A 16,662-nucleotide genomic window follows, 5' to 3' on the forward strand; every position below is an offset into this window, starting at 1 on the left:
GAGGGACTCTGGGTCCCTCAAGGAGTCCTTCACGGACTTCCGGCGCCCAGATCTTGCTAGCGTCGCTAGGAAAGCTAGCGATACTAAAGGTCCCTTGCTCCCCCAGCAGCCCCGCCTCGAAGACCGCGCCAAGTACATGAAGGCCCCCTTCCTTGCGCCTGGCGCAAGGAAGGGGGCCTTCATGTACTTCAGAAGAGTGCTCAGCCCGGGTAGAACGGGTCCGCGTCGGTGACGGTGTGCGCCTGCGGCCGCCACACCTCGCCCAGTTCGGAGGCGACCCACAGCCCACCCGCGTCCGCGACCAGGTTCTGCCTGCTCGGGGCCGCGGTGACGCCGTGCACCGGCGGGGTCAGGTTCGAGCCGCTGAAGGTGTCCATCCGCTGCCCGTCCAGCGGCACCTTGACCACCGGCAGGGTGCTCGACGACGTCGCGGCGATCAGGTGGTCCTGGGTCGCCCAGTCGACGTCGACGACGTCCTTGAGGTCGCGTTCCTGGAGTTTCCGCGGCGCCCGCAGCGCCACCGAATCCGCCGTCCGCACGATCGAGGCGACCACCAGCTGCCCGTTGACGACCGCGGCCAGCCGTGAGCCGTCGCGCGAAAGCCTCAGTTCGGTGATCTGGCCGAGGCTGGTGAGCATGGTCGCGTCGACGCCGGCCTTCACCCAGCGGCCGTCGGCGGCCAGGGTGACCCTGGCGACGGTGTTGTGGTCGACGACCGTCCAGACCTCGCCCGAAACCCCGCCGCCACCGCGGGCGACCGGCCGCCAGGTGGGACGGCTCAGGCTGCCGCCGAACAGGTCCACCGAACCGAGGTCGTGCCCCAGGTCGCCGACCCGCAGCCACTGCCTGCCTTCGCGTTCTTCGACCACCGCGAGCCGTTTGCCGTCGACGGACTGCGCGGCGCTGACGACTTTGTACCCGCCGTTGCCCGCGGGCCCGCCGACCGGCGCCCCGTCGCCGAGCGACCGGACCCGCCCGTTCACGGTCATCAGGCCCAGCAGCTCCGAGTTGGGCGCGATGTCCACGTTGTAGTTGGGCAGTTCGCTGGAGCGCCAGTATTCGTGTTCGGGCACCAGCGCGGTGCCGTCGGCGAGCAGCCGGATCCGGCTCAGCGTCACCGTCTGCAACGAGAGGACGATCTGCGCGGCGATCAGGCTCCGGTCCGCGAAGCTGGCCCCGCCGACGCCGGTCAGGTTGATGTCCAGGGTCCCGTCGTCCGTGCTGCGGACGTTGGACTCGGTGGTGACCTGGTCGCCGAGGAGGTCCTTGACCGCGCCCTTCAACCCTTCCGACGGTCCCTGCAGCACCAGGTCCATCACCCGGCCGGGCAGTCCGGCCTGCGGTTTCGCCGCGACGTACCGGAGGTCGGGGACGAAGGCGCCGGAATCGGGCGAGTAGAAGCTGATCGGCACCCGGAAGTAGTTGGTCGCGAAATCCTCGTCGGTGACGGCGAGTTCCTGCGGCGGGTCGACGATCCGCCATTGGCCGTTCGGCTGCTTCCGCAGCTTGAACTGCTGCGAGTACTCGGCCTTCACCGGGATGAACGCGCTGTCGGGGCTCAGGTTGCCGAGTTTGAACCCGCGGACGTTCACCATCTGCTCGTCCGGGTTCGCCGAGGGCGACGAAGTGTCGTAAACGGTGCCGAAGGTGTTGTCGATGATCGTCAGCCCCGGCGACGGCTTCCAGTTGCGGCGGCCCTCTTCGTCGAGGTAGACCCGCGCGTCGGCGTTCGCCGTGCCCGGCGTCGCGGAGTTGCGGATGAACTGGCGGGTGACGGTCAGCGGGTCGATCCCGGCCACCGGTTCGGCGACGTCCGCCGGTGCCTGTCCCGGTTTTTCCCCGGGGACGGCGACGGGCTGGGATTCGAGCGGGATGTTCGCGCAGCCCGCGACCAGCAGGAACGCCGCGAGCAGGGGCAGCAGCCGCTTCACCGGCCCACCTCCTCGGGTTCGGCGAGGATCGCGTCGGGCGCGGGGCGGACCTCGAGTAGTCCTGACGACCCGTGCGGATCGGTCCCCTGGTGATCGGGCGGCGGCAGGACCAGCGGGCTCTCCCCCATCGGCGTGTCCTGCTGCCGAGGCAGCACGAGCCGGAAGCAGGCGCCGTGGCCGGTCTCGCCCCACGCGTCGAGCAGGCCGCCGTGCAACCGGGCGTCCTCCTGGCTGATCGCGAGGCCGAGCCCGGTGCCGCCGGTCCGGCGGTTACGGGACGGGTCGGCCCGCCAGAAGCGGTTGAACACCAGTTCCGCCTCGCCGGGCTGGAGCCCGACACCGTGGTCACGCACCGTGATGGCGACCGCGGTCTCGTTGACCGCCAGTGTCAGCACCACCGGGTTCCCTTCGCTGTGGTCCACCGCGTTGGCCAGCAGGTTGCGCAGGATCCGCTCGACGCGGCGCGCGTCGACCTCGGCGGGCGCCTCCTCGTCCGGCAGGATCAGCTCGACGGAACTGCCCGCGTTGCCCGCGATCACCCGGACCTGTTCGACGGCCCTGGTCGCGATCGGCCGGACGTCGATCAGCTCGGCCGAAAGCTCCTCGACACCGGCGTCGAGCCTGCTGATCTCCAGCAGGTCGCCGAGCAGCGCCTCGAACCGGTCGAGTTCGTCGACGAGCAGTTCGGTGGAGCGGGCGAGCCCGGCCGGGAACTGCTCGCGCGACGCGTGGAGCACGTCGGCGGCCATCCGGACGGTGGTCAACGGGGTGCGCAGTTCGTGCGAGACGTCGGAGGTGAACCGGCGCTGCAACCCGCCGAACTCCTCCAGCTGGCGGATCTGCCGCTGGATACTGGCGGCCATCTCGTTGTAGGACACGGCGAGTTTGGCGAGATCGTCCTCGCCGAGCACGGCGAGCCGCTGGTCGAGCTCGCCGCCCGCGAACTGTTCGGCCGCCGCGGCGGCCTGCCGGACCGGCCGGACCACCTGTCTGGTGACCAGGTTGGTGATCCCGGCCAGCAGGAGCAGCAGCACGAGACCGCCGACGAGCAGCGTGTTCTGCACGGTCGAGACGGTGTTCTGCTCGCTGGTCAGCGGGTACAGCAGGTAGAGCTGGAGCGGGTTGATCATCGTGGTCACCGGCGCGCCGACGATCAGATACGTCGTCTTGCCACCGTCGGCCTCGGTGACCGTGTGCATCAGGAAGCTGACCTGCTCGGTCTCCACGAACTGGCGCAGCCGCACCGGCACCTTGTCGTACGGGCCCGCGGCGGCGGGCCTGCTCGACTGGTCGCGGCCGCCCGCGGCCAGCACCGGATCGAAGGTGCCCGCCGCCGATCCGGCGCCGTCCTTCGCTGTCGTGGTGCTGGTGATCTTCTTCAGCGCGTTGTTCAGCCGCGCCGTCATCGCGTCCGGCGATTCGGTGCCGACGCCGACCAGCTCACTGGCCGCGGTCTCGACGACCGCCCTGGTCTGCGCGATCGCCGCGTTCTGCTTGGTCTCGAGCAGCCGTTCGGTGATCTGGTTCTGCAGCACCATGCCCAGTACGAACACCACGGCCGACGAGAGCGCCAGCGTGGACACGGTGACCCGGAACTGCAGCGAATGCCGCCACAGTTCGTTGAACGAGACGATCTTGCGGCGCACGAAAACCACGATGCGCCGGAGGTGGCGCATCGTGGTTTGGGCAAGCTTTCGCAAGCGTCCGCTCATGGGGTGATCACGGCGGGCCGGCCTTGTACCCGACGCCGCGAACGGTCAACACCACCTCGGGGTGTTCCGGGTCCTTCTCCACCTTCGAGCGCAGCCGCTGGACGTGCACGTTCACCAGACGGGTGTCGGCGGCGTGGCGGTAACCCCACACCTGCTCGAGGAGCACCTCGCGGGTGAACACCTGACGCGGCTTGCGGGCGAGCGCGACCAGGAGGTCGAACTCCAGCGGGGTCAGCGGGATGGCCTTGCCCTCCCGCGTCACCTCGTGGCCGGGGACGTCGATCGCGAGGTCGCCGATCGTCAGCGACTCGGCGGGCTCGGCCTCGGTGCGGCGCATCCTGGCGCGGACGCGGGCCACGAGTTCCTTCGGTTTGAAGGGCTTGACCACATAGTCGTCGGCCCCCGACTCGAGCCCGAGGACGATGTCCACGGTGTCGCTCTTGGCGGTGAGCATCACGATCGGCACCCCGGACTCGGCGCGGATCGCCTTGCAGACGTCGATGCCGTTCATCCCGGGCAGCATGAGGTCGAGGAGGACCAGGTCGGGTTTCAGCTCCCGGAGCGCGGGCAGCGCACGTGAGCCGTCGGCGACGACGGCTGTGTCGAACCCCTCCCCACGCAGCACGATGGTGAGCATCTCCGCGAGAGCAGGGTCGTCGTCGACGACCAGAACGCGTGCCTTCATAAACCTATGTTCGCACTAGTTTCCCCGCGCAGGCGCGCGACCCGGCGATGTGACCACCAGAAAGATCATCGAATCGGGCAAATTGCTCCATCCGAGTAGGGTCTTCGGGCTCTAGAGAGCACGTCGGAGCCTGGTGAACGGCCGTGGGGAGTCGATCGCGAAGACGCCGGTCAGGACGTCGTCGCGGTGATAGGTCGCGACGAAGCGCTTCGAGGCGACGTCACCTTCGGCGATCCGCACGTCTTCCGTGGCCACTCCGGCGAATTGGAGCCGCCTTCCGTACTGATCGGACCAAAAGTAACCGTGTCGTGCGAAATGCGTGACGGTCGAACCGGCGAGCAGGTTCGCGACCGCGACGCGCGGCTGTTCGCCCGCCGCCGTCCAATGTTCGGCGCGGACCCTTCTGCCACGCAGACGGCATTGATACCTGGCGACGTCACCCACCGCGATCACTCGGGGATTCGCTGTGACACAGCCGGAATCGGTCAGCACCCCGTCGTCGACGGCGATCCCGGAACCGGTCAGCCAGCCGGTGGCGGGCCGCGCCCCCACGCCGGCGACGACGAGATCGGCGTGGATCTCCCTGCCGTCGGCGAGCCGCACACCGGTGACGCGACCGGTCCCGGTGAAGCCGTCGACGGGAACGCCCGTGATCAGCCGGACGTCGTTCCCGGTGTGCAGTTCCCCGCAGACCGCGCCCATCCGCGCGCCGAGGACGGCGGCGAGCGGCACGGGCAGCGCTTCGATCACGGTGACCTCGTGGCCGAGCAGGCGGCACGCGGACGCGACCTCCGCGCCGATGAATCCCGCGCCGATGACGGCCACCGAAGAAGGCCCCGCCGCGAGATCCCGTTTCAGCGCGGCTGCGTCGCCGAGCGTCCGCAAGGTGTGGACGCCGTTCAGCTTCCTTGCCGCGCCAAGGGTTCTGGCCACCGCGCCGGTCGCGATGACGTAGCCGTCGGCGGTGATCGTGGTGCCGTCGCCGAGCGTCACGCCTTCGCGGCCGAACTTTTCGGCGCGGACACCGAGATGCCATTCGGCGGCCAGCGCGTCGAGGTCGTCCTGTCCGGCGAGCGCGAGATCGTCGGCGGAAGCCTTGCCCAGCAAGAACTCCTTCGACAACGGCGGCCGGTCGTACGGCGGTTCGGCGCCGATCATCACCAGCCGTCCGTCGAAACCCCGACCGCGCAACTCCTGTGCCGAACGAAGTCCCGCCAGCGAGGTGCCGACGACGGCGACCGATCTCAAGCCACTTCCCGGCGCGCCTCGGTGTCGACGTAGATCACGCCGTCGGCGACCACGACCGGATAGGTGCGCACGGGGTTCTTGGCGGGAAGGCGGTCCGGGGCGCCGGTCCGCAGATCGAACCGCGCGGCGTGCAGCGGGCATTCGACGAAGCAGCCCTCGATCCAGCCGTCGGCGAGCGACGCGTCCTGGTGGCTGCAGGTGTCGTCGAGGGCGTAGTAGCCACCCTCTGTGTGGAAGACCGAAACGGGCACAGGGCCGTCCAGGCGGAGGGCTTCGCCTTCGGGCAGGTCGGAAACGGAGCAGGCACGGATCATCGGGGCCTCCGGGGAAAGGACCGACGGTTTGTTGATGTTGCGTATTACGAGACGGAACGTGCTCTGCGCAACAATCACCCCCGAGGGGCCGTCGAGTCAAGGGATTCGCCCACTCAGCCGAGCGGATGCGGGCGAAACGGCTACTGTTGCGTCATGCGGAACCAGGACGCGGGGAACGCAACGCCCAGCCAGGTACAGTCCGTCGACCGCGCGATCAGCGTGCTGGAACTGCTGGCGCGCAACGGGGAAACGGGGATCACCGAGATCGCGGGCGAGCTCGGCGTGCACAAGTCGACGGCGTCCCGCCTGCTGAGCGTCCTGGAGAACCGCGGCCTCGTCGAGCAACTCGGCGAACGCGGCAAATACGCGATCGGCTTCGGCATCGTCCGGCTCGCCGGCGCCGCCGCCGGCCGGATGGACCTGGCGAAGATCGGCAGGCAGACCTGCCTGAGCCTGGCGGAGACGCTCGGCGAAACGGTCAACATCGCGATCGCCGACGACGGGGTCGCGATCAACATCAGCCAGGCTCGCGGCTCGGCCGCGATCTCCACGCAGAACTGGACCGGCCAGCGCACGCCACTGCACGCGACGTCCAGCGGGAAGGTGCTGCTCGCGTACCTGGGCGACGCCGAGCGCAAACGCTTGCTCCGGCGGAAACTCGAACAGTTCACGCCCCGGACGACGACCGATCCGGAGCAGCTGACCGCGGAACTCGAAAGGGTCGCCGAGGACGGGTACGCGGCCTGCTTCGAGGAGCTGGAGCTGGGGATGCACGCGGTCGCGGTGCCGGTGCACGGCCCCGGCGGCGAGGTCATCGCGGCGATGAGCGCTTCGGGTCCGTCGTACCGGCTCTCGAAACAGCGGGTGCGGCAGATCGTGCGGCCGCTCGCGGAGGCGGCGGCGGATCTTTCGGCACAGCTGGGCCACTTCGCGGATTGACGCGACCTGTCCCCTCCGCAATTGGTCACCTACTTGCGACACCCCATCTCGCGCCGCACTCCCCTCGACCGCCGCAAGTAGGTGACCAATTGCGGGGCTCTTGACAGCGTGCCCGCACGTGCCGCACTTTGTTGCTGAAGACGGAACAACGTGCCTCATCCGCAACAGCGCCTGTCACCCCGATGCCCTGTGTCCTTTGTGGACTCTCCAGGGCAGGCAGGAGGTACCCCTCACCATGCCCCCAGGACCCCGCGTCGTCGTGATCGGCGCCGGCATCGTCGGCTGCGCGATCGCCGACGAGCTCACCGAGCGTGGCTGGACCGACCTCACCGTGCTGGACCAGGGCGACCTGTTCGCCACCGGCGGGTCGAGTTCGCACGCGCCAGGGCTGGTCTTCCAGACCAACGCCTGCCGCACGATGACGTCGTTCGCCCAGTACACCGTCGCCAAGTACGGCGCGCTCGACCTCGACGGGAAGCCGTGTTTCCACCCCGTCGGCGGGCTGGAGGTGGCCACGACGCCGGAACGGCTCGCCGACCTCAAGCGCCGTCACGGCTGGGCGACCGCGTCGGGTGTCGAAAGCAGGCTGATCGAACCGGCCGAATGCGCCGCGCTGCATCCGCTGCTCGATCCGGCCAAGGTGCTCGGCGGGTTCCGCATCCCCTCCGACGGGCTGGCCAAACCCTTGCGGGCGGCCGAGGCGCAGGCCCGCCGCGCGATCGGACGCGGCGCGAGGTTCCTCTCGCGCCAGAAGGTCGTCGGGATCGAACGGTCGGGTGGCCGGGTCACCGGCGTCACCACCAAGACGGGGAACTTCCGCGCGGACATCGTGCTCTCGTGCGCCGGGATGTGGGGACCGTTGCTCGGCGAACTGGTGGACCTCACGATCCCGCTGGTCCCGATGGCGCATCAGTACGCGCGCACCAGCCCGCTGCCGTCACTCGCCGGGGTGACCGAGGAGGCCACCCGGCCCATCCTGCGGCATCAGGACGCCGACCTCTACTTCCGCGAACACGTCGACCGGATCGGCATCGGCGCGTACGGGCACCGGCCGATGCCGTTGCCCGCCGGGGAGATCGGGGCGGGCGAGGGCATGCCGTCGGAACTGGCGTTCACCCCGGAGGACTTCGAGCCGTCCTGGGCTGCCGCCGTCGACCTGCTGCCGTCGCTGGGTGAGACCAAGGTCGAGGAAGGCATCAACGGCCTGTTCTCCTTCACCCCGGACGGTATGCCGCTATTGGGCGAGCATCCGGACCTCGACGGCTTCTGGGTCGCCGAAGCCGTCTGGATCACGCATTCGGCCGGGGTCGCGAGGGCCATGGCGCGGTGGCTGGTCGACGGGCGGCCTGGCGCGGATCTGCACGGCTGCGACCTAGCGCGGTTCGAGCGGGTGCAGCTGGCCCCGGACTACGTCATGGCGCGTAGCTGTCAGAGTTTCGTCGAGGTCTACGACGTCGTTCATCCCTTACAGCCCATGGAAGAACCACGGCCGCTGCGAACGAGTCCCTTCCACGGGAGGCAAGCGGAGCTCGGCGCGTTCTTCCTCGAAGCGAGCGGCTGGGAACGGCCGCACTGGTACGAGGCGAACGCGGATCTCCCGGAGGTCGCTCTCATCCCGGAACGCAACGACTGGGCCGCGCGGTACTGGTCGCCGATCGGCGGCGCCGAAGCGCTGGTAGCGCGGCAGCGGGTGGCGATGTTCGACATGACGTCGCTGAAACGCGTGGAGGTCACAGGTCCCGGCGCGCTGCCGTTCCTGCAGACGATGACCACGAACCAGCTCGACAAGAAGCCCGGTTCGGTCACGTACACGCTGTTGCTCGACGAGGACGGAGGCGTGCGCAGCGACCTGACCGTCGCCCGGCTCGGTGCCGAGCGGTTCCAGGTCGGCCTCAACAGCCCGATCGACATCGACTGGCTGCGGCGCCATCTCCCCGGCGACGGCGCCGCGCAGATCCACGAGACGACTCCGGGCACCTGCTGCGTCGGACTGTGGGGCCCGCTCGCCAGAGCGGTACTCCAGCCACTGTCCACAACGGACTTCTCACACAAGGCGATGGGCTACTTCAAGACGAAGCAGGCGTACGTCGGTCAGGTGCCGGTGACCGCGATGCGACTGTCCTATGTGGGCGAACTCGGCTGGGAGCTGTACACGAGCGCGGACCTCGGCCGTCTGCTGTGGGACACGCTCTGGGAAGCCGGGCGGGCGCACGGGATCATCGCCGCCGGACGGGACGCCTTCTCCAGCATGCGCCTGGAGAAGGGCTACCGGCTGTGGGGCACGGACGTCACCGCCGAACACGATCCGTACGAGGCCGGGCTCGGTTTCGCCGTGCGGATGGACAAGGGGTACTTCATCGGACGCGACGCGCTGGCTGGCCGCTCTGAGGACACCGTCACCAGGAAGCTGACCTGCCTCACCGTCGACGATCCGTACTCCGTCGTGCTCGGCAAGGAACCGGTGTACGCCGACGGCCGTCCGGCCGGGTACGTCACCAGCGCCGCGTACGGCTACACCGTCGGCAAGAACATCGCGTACGCCTGGCTTCCGGTGGAGTTCACGCAGCCGGGCAGGCCACTGGAGATCGAGTACTTCGGCGAGCGGATCCCCGCCGTCGTCGCGCGTGAACCGCTGTTCGACCCCGGCATGACCCGGATCAGGAGCGCCGCATGAGCCACTACGACGTCATCGTCATCGGCCTCGGCGGGATGGGCAGCGCGGCCGCGTACCGGCTCGCCCGGCGAGGACAGCGCGTGCTGGGCATCGACCGGTACGCGCCGGTGCACAACCTCGGGTCCAGCCACGGCGGCTCGCGGATCACCCGGCAGGCGTACTTCGAGGATCCCGCGTACGTGCCGCTCCTGCTGCGGGCGCACGAACTGTGGGACGGCGTCGAACGCGACTCCGGCCGGAAGATCTTCACCCGCTGCGGCGGCATCATGCTCGGCGGCCCCGATTCGCGGACGGTGGCGGGAAGCCTGGCCAGCGCCCGGAAATGGGGGCTGCCGCATGAACTGCTGGACGCGGCGGAGATCCGGCGCCGGTTTCCGACGATGCGCCCCGCGGACCACGAAATCGCGCTGTACGAGGAGAACGCCGGGTTCGTGGTGCCGGAAGGCAGTGTGGCGGCGCACCTCCAGCTCGCCGCCCGTGCCGGAGCGGAGCTGCACCACGAGGAGAAGGTCCTTTCGTGGCGGCAGACTTCCACTGGTGTCCGGGTCGGCACGTCACAGAACTTCTACACGGCGGAACAGCTGGTGATCTGCCCCGGCGCCTGGGCACCGGAGCTGCTCGCCGAACTCGGGCTCGGCTTCACCATCGAACGCCAGGTCCAGTACTGGTTCGCGCCGTCGGGCGGGGCGGAGCCGTTCCGCGCCGGACGGCATCCGATCTACGTCTGGGAAGGCGAGAACGGCCGCCAGTTCTACGGTTTCCCCTCACACGACGACGCCGGGAGCGTGAAGGTCGCGTTCTTCCGCGGCGGCGAGACGTGCACGCCGGAGACCATCGACCGGACAGTGCACCCCGGTGAGGTCGACGAGATCTCGGAGTTCGTCGGGCGGAAGATGCCATCGCTGCCCGGCGCGTTCCTCCGTGCGGCGACCTGCATGTACACGAACACCCCCGACGAGCATTTCGTCATCTCCCGCCATCCCACCCGCGATCGTGTGGTGGTCGCCTGCGGGTTCTCCGGGCACGGCTTCAAGTTCGTCCCGGTGGTCGGTGAGATCCTCGCCGACCTGGTCGTGGACGGCACGACCGGGCATCCGGTCGCCCTGTTCGATCCCGCCCGGTTCGCCGGAGTCCCGGGATGACGAGTCTCATCCCGACACTCGGCGGCGGTTACTACACCGATCCCGCGATCTTCGCGGCCGAGCAGGAAAAGATCTTCGAACGCCAGTGGTTCTGCGCGGTACGGGCGGCGGATCTGCCGTTCGCGGGCGACTTCCGGACCGTCCGAGCCGGACGGGAGAGCGTGATCGTCAGCCGCGGACGGGACGGCGGCCTGCGGGCCTTCCTCAACGTCTGCCGCCATCGCGGCGCCCGGCTGTGCACCGAGGAGTCGGGCACGGTGAAACGCGCGTTCCAGTGCCCGTACCACGCGTGGACGTACGGGCTCGACGGGAAGCTGATCGCGGCGCCGAACCTGGCGAACCTCCGGGACATCGACCGCGCCGAGTACGGGCTGCACGCCGTGCTGCTGCGGGAATGGCTGGGCTACGCGTGGGTGTGCCTCGCCGCGGACCCGCCGTCGTTCGAGGCCGGCGTCGAGGGCGCGGTGCGGGAACGGCTGGGCGATCTGGAATCGATCGAGCGCTACGGCCTCGACCGGCTCTCGGTCGGCCGCCGGATCACCTACGACGTCAAGGCGAACTGGAAACTGATCGTCGAGAACTTCATGGAGTGCTATCACTGCGCGACCATCCATCCGGAGCTCACCGAGGTGCTGCCGGAGTTCGCGGACGGGTACGCGGCGCAGTACTACGTCGGGCACGGCGCCGAGTTCGGCGAGGCCGTCGACGGGTTCACCATCGACGGCGGTTCGGGGTTCGACCGGCTCGACGGCGTCGCGACCGAACAGGACAGGCGGTACTACGCGATCACCATCCGGCCGCAGGTGTTCGTGAACCTGGTGCCGGACCACGTGATCTTCCACCGGATGTACCCGCTCGCGCCGGACCGGACGGTCGTCGAATGCGACTGGCTCTATTCCGAGGAGGTCGTGGCCTCGGGCCGGGACGTGTCACGCTCGGTGGAGCTGTTCCACCGCGTCAACGAGCAGGACTTCGGCGCCTGCGAACGCTGCCAGCCCGCGATGGCGTCCCGCGCCTACCGCGGCGGCGGGGTGCTGATGCCGTCCGAGCACCACATCGGCGAGTTCCACTCCTGGCTACTCACGCAACTCGGCACCTGATTGCGATCCTTGCGCATGCGAAACATCGCAAGCAGGTGACTAATTGCGGAGGAGGGAGGTGGCGAGAGCGGCGGTGTCGACACCGGCGACGCCGTCGAGAACGTGCCAGGGCGCGAGCCAGCCCGTCGCGGCGAGTTCGTCGTAAACCACCGAGCACCGCTTCTGGAGGGCGTCGTCGGTCTCGAAGGAATCCCGCGCGCGGTCGGCGTCGCTCTCCGCGCGGCGCTGCGCACGATCGGCGGCGACGTCCGCGGTGACCCGGAGCAGCAGATGCGCGACGGGCACCGGCAGGCCGAACCGGTCGATCTCGAGTTCCTTGAGCCAGCGCACGAACTCGCCGTCCGCGCCCTGATGGAGCCGGGCGGCACCGTACGCCGCGTTCGACGCGACGTACCTGTCGAGCAGTACGACGTCGTGCTCGCCGAGCCGGGCGCGGATCTCGCCGGCCGCGCCCCGCCGATCGAGCGCGTAGAGCATCGCCATGCCGTAGACGGAGTCGGCGAGGTCGCCGTGGCCGCGGTGCAGTGCTTCCTTCACGAGGTCGGCGTGCACGCTTTCGCCGTAACGGGGGAAGGCGATGGACGTGACGCTCGCCCCGGCCGCGTTCAGCGCACCGGTCAGCGCGTCGGCGAGGGTGCGCTTGCCCGCGCCGTCCAAACCTTCGATCACCACGAGTCGTCCCACGGGCCTACCTTAAGGCGCCGTGGTCGACCGGCGGGCCAGACGGGGTCAGCACACGTCCGGCCCACCGGTCCGCTAGGGGACGCGCCTCTTCGAGTGCAGGAAGAAGCCGGCGACACCGATGAGGAGCAAGCCGCCGAAGATCAGCAGCGGCACGAAGCCGGTGTCCTGCGCGTCGGGCGCGGGGCCACCGTCGCCGCGGGGCATCACTTGGGCGTTGTAACCGCCGGCCTTGCCCTCCTGGGCGTACGGCGAGTTCGCGAGCAGGTCGCCATAGCGCCCGGAGACCGTCTTCTGGTACTCCGCGAGGGTGACCGAAGCACCGGCCGCGGAACCGCTGGCGCCCGAGTCGAGCAACGTCACCTGGCCATCGCGCAGCGCGTACCAGGCGTCGACCTGGGGTTCGTGGAGCAACGCCGCGCCGGCGGGCAGCCGCCGGGCCAGTGCGCTTTCCCGGTCACCCGAGGCGATGTTGCCGACGCGCCAGGCGCCGTCGTCGCCGCGGACAGACCAGAGGGTCGCGGTCTGCCCGTCGGACGCCGTCACCGGGACCGCGACGTAGGCGAGCCGTCCGGCGACCGCGCCGTCCCCGGCGACGAAGTCCCTCGAAAGCTCGTAAACCGGGAAGGATTCGTCAACGACGCTAACCGACGGCGTTTGGCTCGAACCACTCGTCTGGGTGAGGAAGCGACCGATTTCGGCACGCAGCGTGGGGTCGTCCGCGGCCGCCTTCGCGGCGGCGAGATCTTCACTGGACAGGTGATCCGCGCGCGCTCCGGGCGCTGAGACCAGCAACGCGACCGCGACCAGCCCGGCGAGGCCGAGGAAACGCCGCGCGCTCATCGCCGGATCCCGGAAAGCGTGTGGGTCCAGGTGAACGACTTGTTGCCGGCGTAGAAGTCGTAGGTCGACCGGTTGTGGCGGCTCCCGGTGGGCAGTGGATCCCCCCACGAGACCCACTTCCGGCCGGCTTCGGCGCCGTAGAGCACGTGCATGTGGCCGCCACCCGCGGCCCAGCCGACCCGCGTCTGGACCGGCTCGCCCGCGCCGGTCTGCGCCTGGACGGTGGCGAAGGGGATGCGGCCCTTGACGTAGTTCCCCGGGGCCGAGAAGCCGAGCTTGCCGAAGGCGCGCCGGACGTCGCCCAGCGTTCCCGGCTTGTCGGCGCACTCCCGGCGTCGCTCGTCGTGGGCGATCCGGCAGAATTCGTTCTGGGTGAGGGCCACGCCGTGGTGTGCCGCGATGGTGTTGCCGGAAGCCACCCAGCACCACTGGGACTTCTCCTGCGCCTGCATGGCGACGGGGTGCCGGACGGCGGCAGGCGAGGGCAGCGCGCTCGCCGGGGTCTGGATCGCCAGCCACGCCGCCAGACTCGCGGCGCCGGCGGCGCAAACCCTGCTCGAGAACACAGGCACGACGGGCCTCCTGGTCACCATGGCGAACCAATGTGGTCACAACGGTGAACAGAAGGTTCACGCAGAGCAAGATGGGCACTCGGCGGAACGGACCGTTCCGGGGCGTTTCCACACCCCGGAACGGTCACTCTTCCGGGGTCAACCACCCCGAACGGGGGACGTAGTGTTCACAGTGCGCTGCTAACGTGAACGTTCCGCGGCGTTCACGCTCAGCGCACACACTGGTCTGGTGAAGGGACGAGCGGTGACACGAGACGGTGTCGATGCGTTCTCGGCGGGAGAGCATGCCTCGACTAGAGCCGACACCCCGACGATCATCGACGGCACGCGCCGTCAATCGCTCGAAGCCCTGCCCAGAGAGCTCGTCGAGGCCCTCCGCAGCGGCGAGTTCCACCACGCCCTGCGGCAGGCGATCGCCTACCGGGGGCTGTCCCTCGCCCGGCTCCGGGCCCACCTCGGGCTCCGCGGTGTCCAAATCGGACAGTCGACGTTGAGCTACTGGCAGCGCGGATTGCGCCAGCCGGAGGTACCCAAGGCGCTCCCGGCCGTGCGTGCGCTGGAATCGGTGCTGCAACTGCCCGCGGACGCGCTCGTCGTACTGATCGGGCCGCGGGCCACGCGGGCACGCGGGCATCAGATGGCCGCGTCGTTCCACGACATCCGGTCCGGCGACATGGGCTCGATCGTCGACCAGCTGCTGGCCGAACTGGGCGCGTACCCGTCGTCCAACCGCTACAACGCCGACCTCGAGATGCTCGCGGTGCACGACACGATCACCTTCGACGCCGCGCACCGGCAGGTCGGCCTCCAGACCCGGCTGGTGTGCCGGGCCCGGCGGCACGGCCCGGACCGGTACGTCACCGTCTACAACGGCGACCCCGGCTGCAACATCGGCGACGTCGAACTGATCACCGCCGAGGGCTGCCGCGTCGGCCGGATCCGGCGCAACGCCGAGGCCGAGACGATGGCCACCGAGCTGCTCTTCGACCGGAAGCTCGCCGAGGGCGAGATCCACGTGTTCTGCTTCGAGGTCCGCGACGATTCCGGCACCGCGTCGCCCGGCTACTTCCGGATGCTGCGGGACCAGTGCTCGAGCTATCTGGTGCAGCTCAAGTTCGCGCTCGGCGCGCTGCCCGCCCGCTGCACGCGGCAGTTCCGGACCCGCGACGACGCCGTACCCGTCGAGTCCGAGGAACTGCCGCTCGACATGGGCGGCGTGACCAGTGGTTTCTTCAGCGACGCCGGGCCGGGGCTGGCCGGCATCGAGGTCGAGTGGCGCTAGCGCGTGCAATGAAAGGCCCCTTCATTGCAAATTTTGCAATGAAGGGGCCTTTCATTGCAGCCGTCAGTACCGGTAGTGGTCGGTCTTGAACGGGCCTTCGACGTCCACGTCGATGTACTCGGCCTGCTCCTTGGTCAGCTTCGTGAGCTCACCGCCGAGCGCGTCGAGGTGGATCTTCGCGACCTTCTCGTCGAGCTTCTTCGGGAGGCGGAAGACCTCCTTGTCGTACTCCTCGTGCTTGGTGAACAGCTCGATCTGCGCGATCACCTGGTTGGAGAAGCTGTTCGACATCACGAACGACGGGTGCCCGGTCGCGTTGCCCAGGTTCAGCAGGCGGCCCTCGGACAGCACCAGGATGCTCTTGCCGTCCGGGAAGACCCACTCGTCGACCTGCGGCTTGATGGTGATCCGCCGGATGCCCGGGTAGCGCTGGAGGCCTGCCATGTCGAGCTCGTTGTCGAAGTGGCCGATGTTGCCCAGGATCGCCTGGTGCTTCATCCGCGCCATGTGCTCGACGAGCACGACGTCCTTGTTGCCGGTGGTCGTGATGATGATGTCGGCCTCGCCGAGGACGTTCTCCAGCTTCTTGACCTGGTAGCCGTCCATCGCCGCCTGCAGCGCGCAGATCGGGTCGATCTCGGTGATGATCACCCGCGCGCCCTGGCCGCGCAGCGATTCCGCGGCGCCCTTGCCGACGTCGCCGTAACCGCAGACGACCGCGACCTTGCCGCCGATGAGGACGTCGGTGCCGCGGTTGATGCCGTCGATCAGCGAGTGCCGGATGCCGTAGCGGTTGTCGAACTTCGACTTGGTCACCGCGTCGTTCACGTTGATCGCCGGGAACAGCAGTTCACCGGCCGCCGCGAGCTGGTAGAGCCGCAGCACACCGGTGGTGGTCTCCTCGGTGACGCCGCGGATGCCTTCGCCGATCTTGGTCCACTTGCCGGTGTCGGCCGCGACCGAAGCACTCAGCAGCTGCAGGAACACGCGGAACTCGTCCGAGGTGTCCTCGTCCGGGGCGGGGACGACGCCCGCCTTCTCGAACTCGGTTCCCTTGTGCACCAGCATGGTGGCGTCGCCGCCGTCGTCGAGGATCATATTGGGACCTTCACCGTCCCACGTGAGCATCCTCTCGGTGCACCACCAGTACTCCTCCAGCGACTCGCCCTTCCAGGCGAACACCGGAACGCCCTTGGGCTCCTCGGGGGTGCCGTGCGGGCCGACGACGATCGCCGCGGCCGCGTGGTCCTGGGTGGAGAAGATGTTGCAGGAGGCCCAGCGCACCTCGGCACCCAGTGCGACGAGGGTTTCGATCAGGACCGCGGTCTGTACCGTCATGTGCAGCGAGCCCGAAACCCGGGCTCCCCGCAAGGGATACACCTCGGCGTATTCGCGGCGCAGCGCCATCAGGCCCGGCATCTCGTGCTCGGCGAGGCGGATCTCCTTGCGGCCGAACTCGGCGGCCTCGAGATCGGCGACGGCGAACTCGATGCCGTTGCGGGTGTCGTGCCGCTTGGCAACGCTTTCGGGGGTCATATG

At 69.1% G+C, this 16,662-nt stretch carries 14 protein-coding genes; 5 read left to right on the top strand and 9 right to left on the bottom strand.

The annotated features are described in order from the left end of the window. Positions 1-200: 200 nt before the first annotated feature. From ACIHAO_RS31545 to ACIHAO_RS31565, 5 genes are all read right to left on the bottom strand, one after another. Positions 201-1,931 carry an LpqB family beta-propeller domain-containing protein gene (locus tag ACIHAO_RS31545; protein WP_396563984.1) on the bottom strand — a complete coding sequence of 577 codons (1,731 nt, stop codon included), beginning with the start codon at positions 1,929-1,931 and terminating at the stop codon, positions 201-203. Beyond that, positions 1,928-3,607: an MtrAB system histidine kinase MtrB gene (gene mtrB, locus ACIHAO_RS31550; protein ID WP_396563986.1), complete on the bottom strand. Its 1,680-nt coding sequence runs from the start codon at positions 3,605-3,607 to the stop codon at positions 1,928-1,930. Before mtrB ends, ACIHAO_RS31545 begins: the two co-directional genes overlap by 4 nt. 43 nt (positions 3,608-3,650) lie before the next feature. Then, the gene (mtrA, locus tag ACIHAO_RS31555) at positions 3,651-4,328 is read right to left on the bottom strand and encodes an MtrAB system response regulator MtrA (protein ID WP_005150760.1); all 678 of its coding nucleotides are present in this window, start codon (positions 4,326-4,328) and stop codon (positions 3,651-3,653) included. A 111-nt stretch (positions 4,329-4,439) separates the two neighbouring features. Beyond that, positions 4,440-5,576 carry an NAD(P)/FAD-dependent oxidoreductase gene (locus ACIHAO_RS31560; RefSeq protein WP_396563989.1) on the bottom strand — a complete coding sequence of 379 codons (1,137 nt, stop codon included), beginning with the start codon at positions 5,574-5,576 and terminating at the stop codon, positions 4,440-4,442. Beyond that, positions 5,573-5,890, bottom strand: coding sequence for a bifunctional 3-phenylpropionate/cinnamic acid dioxygenase ferredoxin subunit (locus tag ACIHAO_RS31565; protein ID WP_396563991.1), 318 nt, complete (start codon positions 5,888-5,890; stop codon positions 5,573-5,575). Before ACIHAO_RS31565 ends, ACIHAO_RS31560 begins: the two co-directional genes overlap by 4 nt. 153 nt (positions 5,891-6,043) lie before the next feature. Between ACIHAO_RS31565 and ACIHAO_RS31570 the strand changes: the two genes are divergently transcribed. From ACIHAO_RS31570 to ACIHAO_RS31585, 4 genes are all read left to right on the top strand, one after another. Continuing rightward, positions 6,044-6,829, top strand: coding sequence for an IclR family transcriptional regulator (locus tag ACIHAO_RS31570; RefSeq protein WP_396563993.1), 786 nt, complete (start codon positions 6,044-6,046; stop codon positions 6,827-6,829). 235 nt (positions 6,830-7,064) lie between these two features. Further along, positions 7,065-9,503 carry an FAD-dependent oxidoreductase gene (locus ACIHAO_RS31575; protein ID WP_396563995.1) on the top strand — a complete coding sequence of 813 codons (2,439 nt, stop codon included), beginning with the start codon at positions 7,065-7,067 and terminating at the stop codon, positions 9,501-9,503. Next, positions 9,500-10,645, top strand: coding sequence for an N-methyl-L-tryptophan oxidase (gene solA / locus ACIHAO_RS31580; protein WP_396563997.1), 1,146 nt, complete (start codon positions 9,500-9,502; stop codon positions 10,643-10,645). Before ACIHAO_RS31575 ends, solA begins: the two co-directional genes overlap by 4 nt. Next, a complete protein-coding gene (locus tag ACIHAO_RS31585) occupies positions 10,642-11,745 on the top strand; it encodes an aromatic ring-hydroxylating dioxygenase subunit alpha (RefSeq protein WP_396563999.1) in 1,104 nt (367 codons plus the stop codon). Before solA ends, ACIHAO_RS31585 begins: the two co-directional genes overlap by 4 nt. A gap of 39 nt (positions 11,746-11,784) precedes the next feature. Here ACIHAO_RS31585 and ACIHAO_RS31590 read toward each other — a convergent pair whose 3' ends face one another. The 3 genes from ACIHAO_RS31590 to ACIHAO_RS31600 all read right to left on the bottom strand — a co-directional run bounded on the left by ACIHAO_RS31590 (position 11,785) and on the right by ACIHAO_RS31600 (position 13,835). Then, the gene (locus ACIHAO_RS31590) at positions 11,785-12,417 is read right to left on the bottom strand and encodes a dTMP kinase (protein WP_396564119.1); all 633 of its coding nucleotides are present in this window, start codon (positions 12,415-12,417) and stop codon (positions 11,785-11,787) included. A gap of 84 nt (positions 12,418-12,501) precedes the next feature. Beyond that, the gene (locus ACIHAO_RS31595) at positions 12,502-13,269 is read right to left on the bottom strand and encodes a hypothetical protein (protein ID WP_396564001.1); all 768 of its coding nucleotides are present in this window, start codon (positions 13,267-13,269) and stop codon (positions 12,502-12,504) included. Beyond that, the gene (locus tag ACIHAO_RS31600; protein WP_396564121.1) at positions 13,266-13,835 is read right to left on the bottom strand and encodes a papain-like cysteine protease family protein; all 570 of its coding nucleotides are present in this window, start codon (positions 13,833-13,835) and stop codon (positions 13,266-13,268) included. The genes ACIHAO_RS31595 and ACIHAO_RS31600 overlap by 4 nt, the downstream gene beginning before the upstream one ends. Before the next feature lie 250 nt (positions 13,836-14,085). On the opposite strand from ACIHAO_RS31600, the gene ACIHAO_RS31605 reads away from it, so the two are divergent. Continuing rightward, on the top strand, positions 14,086-15,123 hold the full coding sequence (locus tag ACIHAO_RS31605; protein ID WP_396564003.1) for a hypothetical protein: 1,038 nt from the start codon (positions 14,086-14,088) through the stop codon (positions 15,121-15,123). Positions 15,124-15,186: 63 nt separating this feature from the next. On the opposite strand, the gene ahcY is transcribed toward ACIHAO_RS31605, so the two are convergent. Beyond that, positions 15,187-16,659 carry an adenosylhomocysteinase gene (gene ahcY / locus ACIHAO_RS31610; RefSeq protein ID WP_396564005.1) on the bottom strand — a complete coding sequence of 491 codons (1,473 nt, stop codon included), beginning with the start codon at positions 16,657-16,659 and terminating at the stop codon, positions 15,187-15,189. Positions 16,660-16,662 lie beyond the last annotated feature (3 nt).

The sequence above is a fragment of the Amycolatopsis sp. NPDC052450 genome (assembly GCF_044547565.1).
Classification (GTDB): domain Bacteria; phylum Actinomycetota; class Actinomycetes; order Mycobacteriales; family Pseudonocardiaceae; genus Amycolatopsis.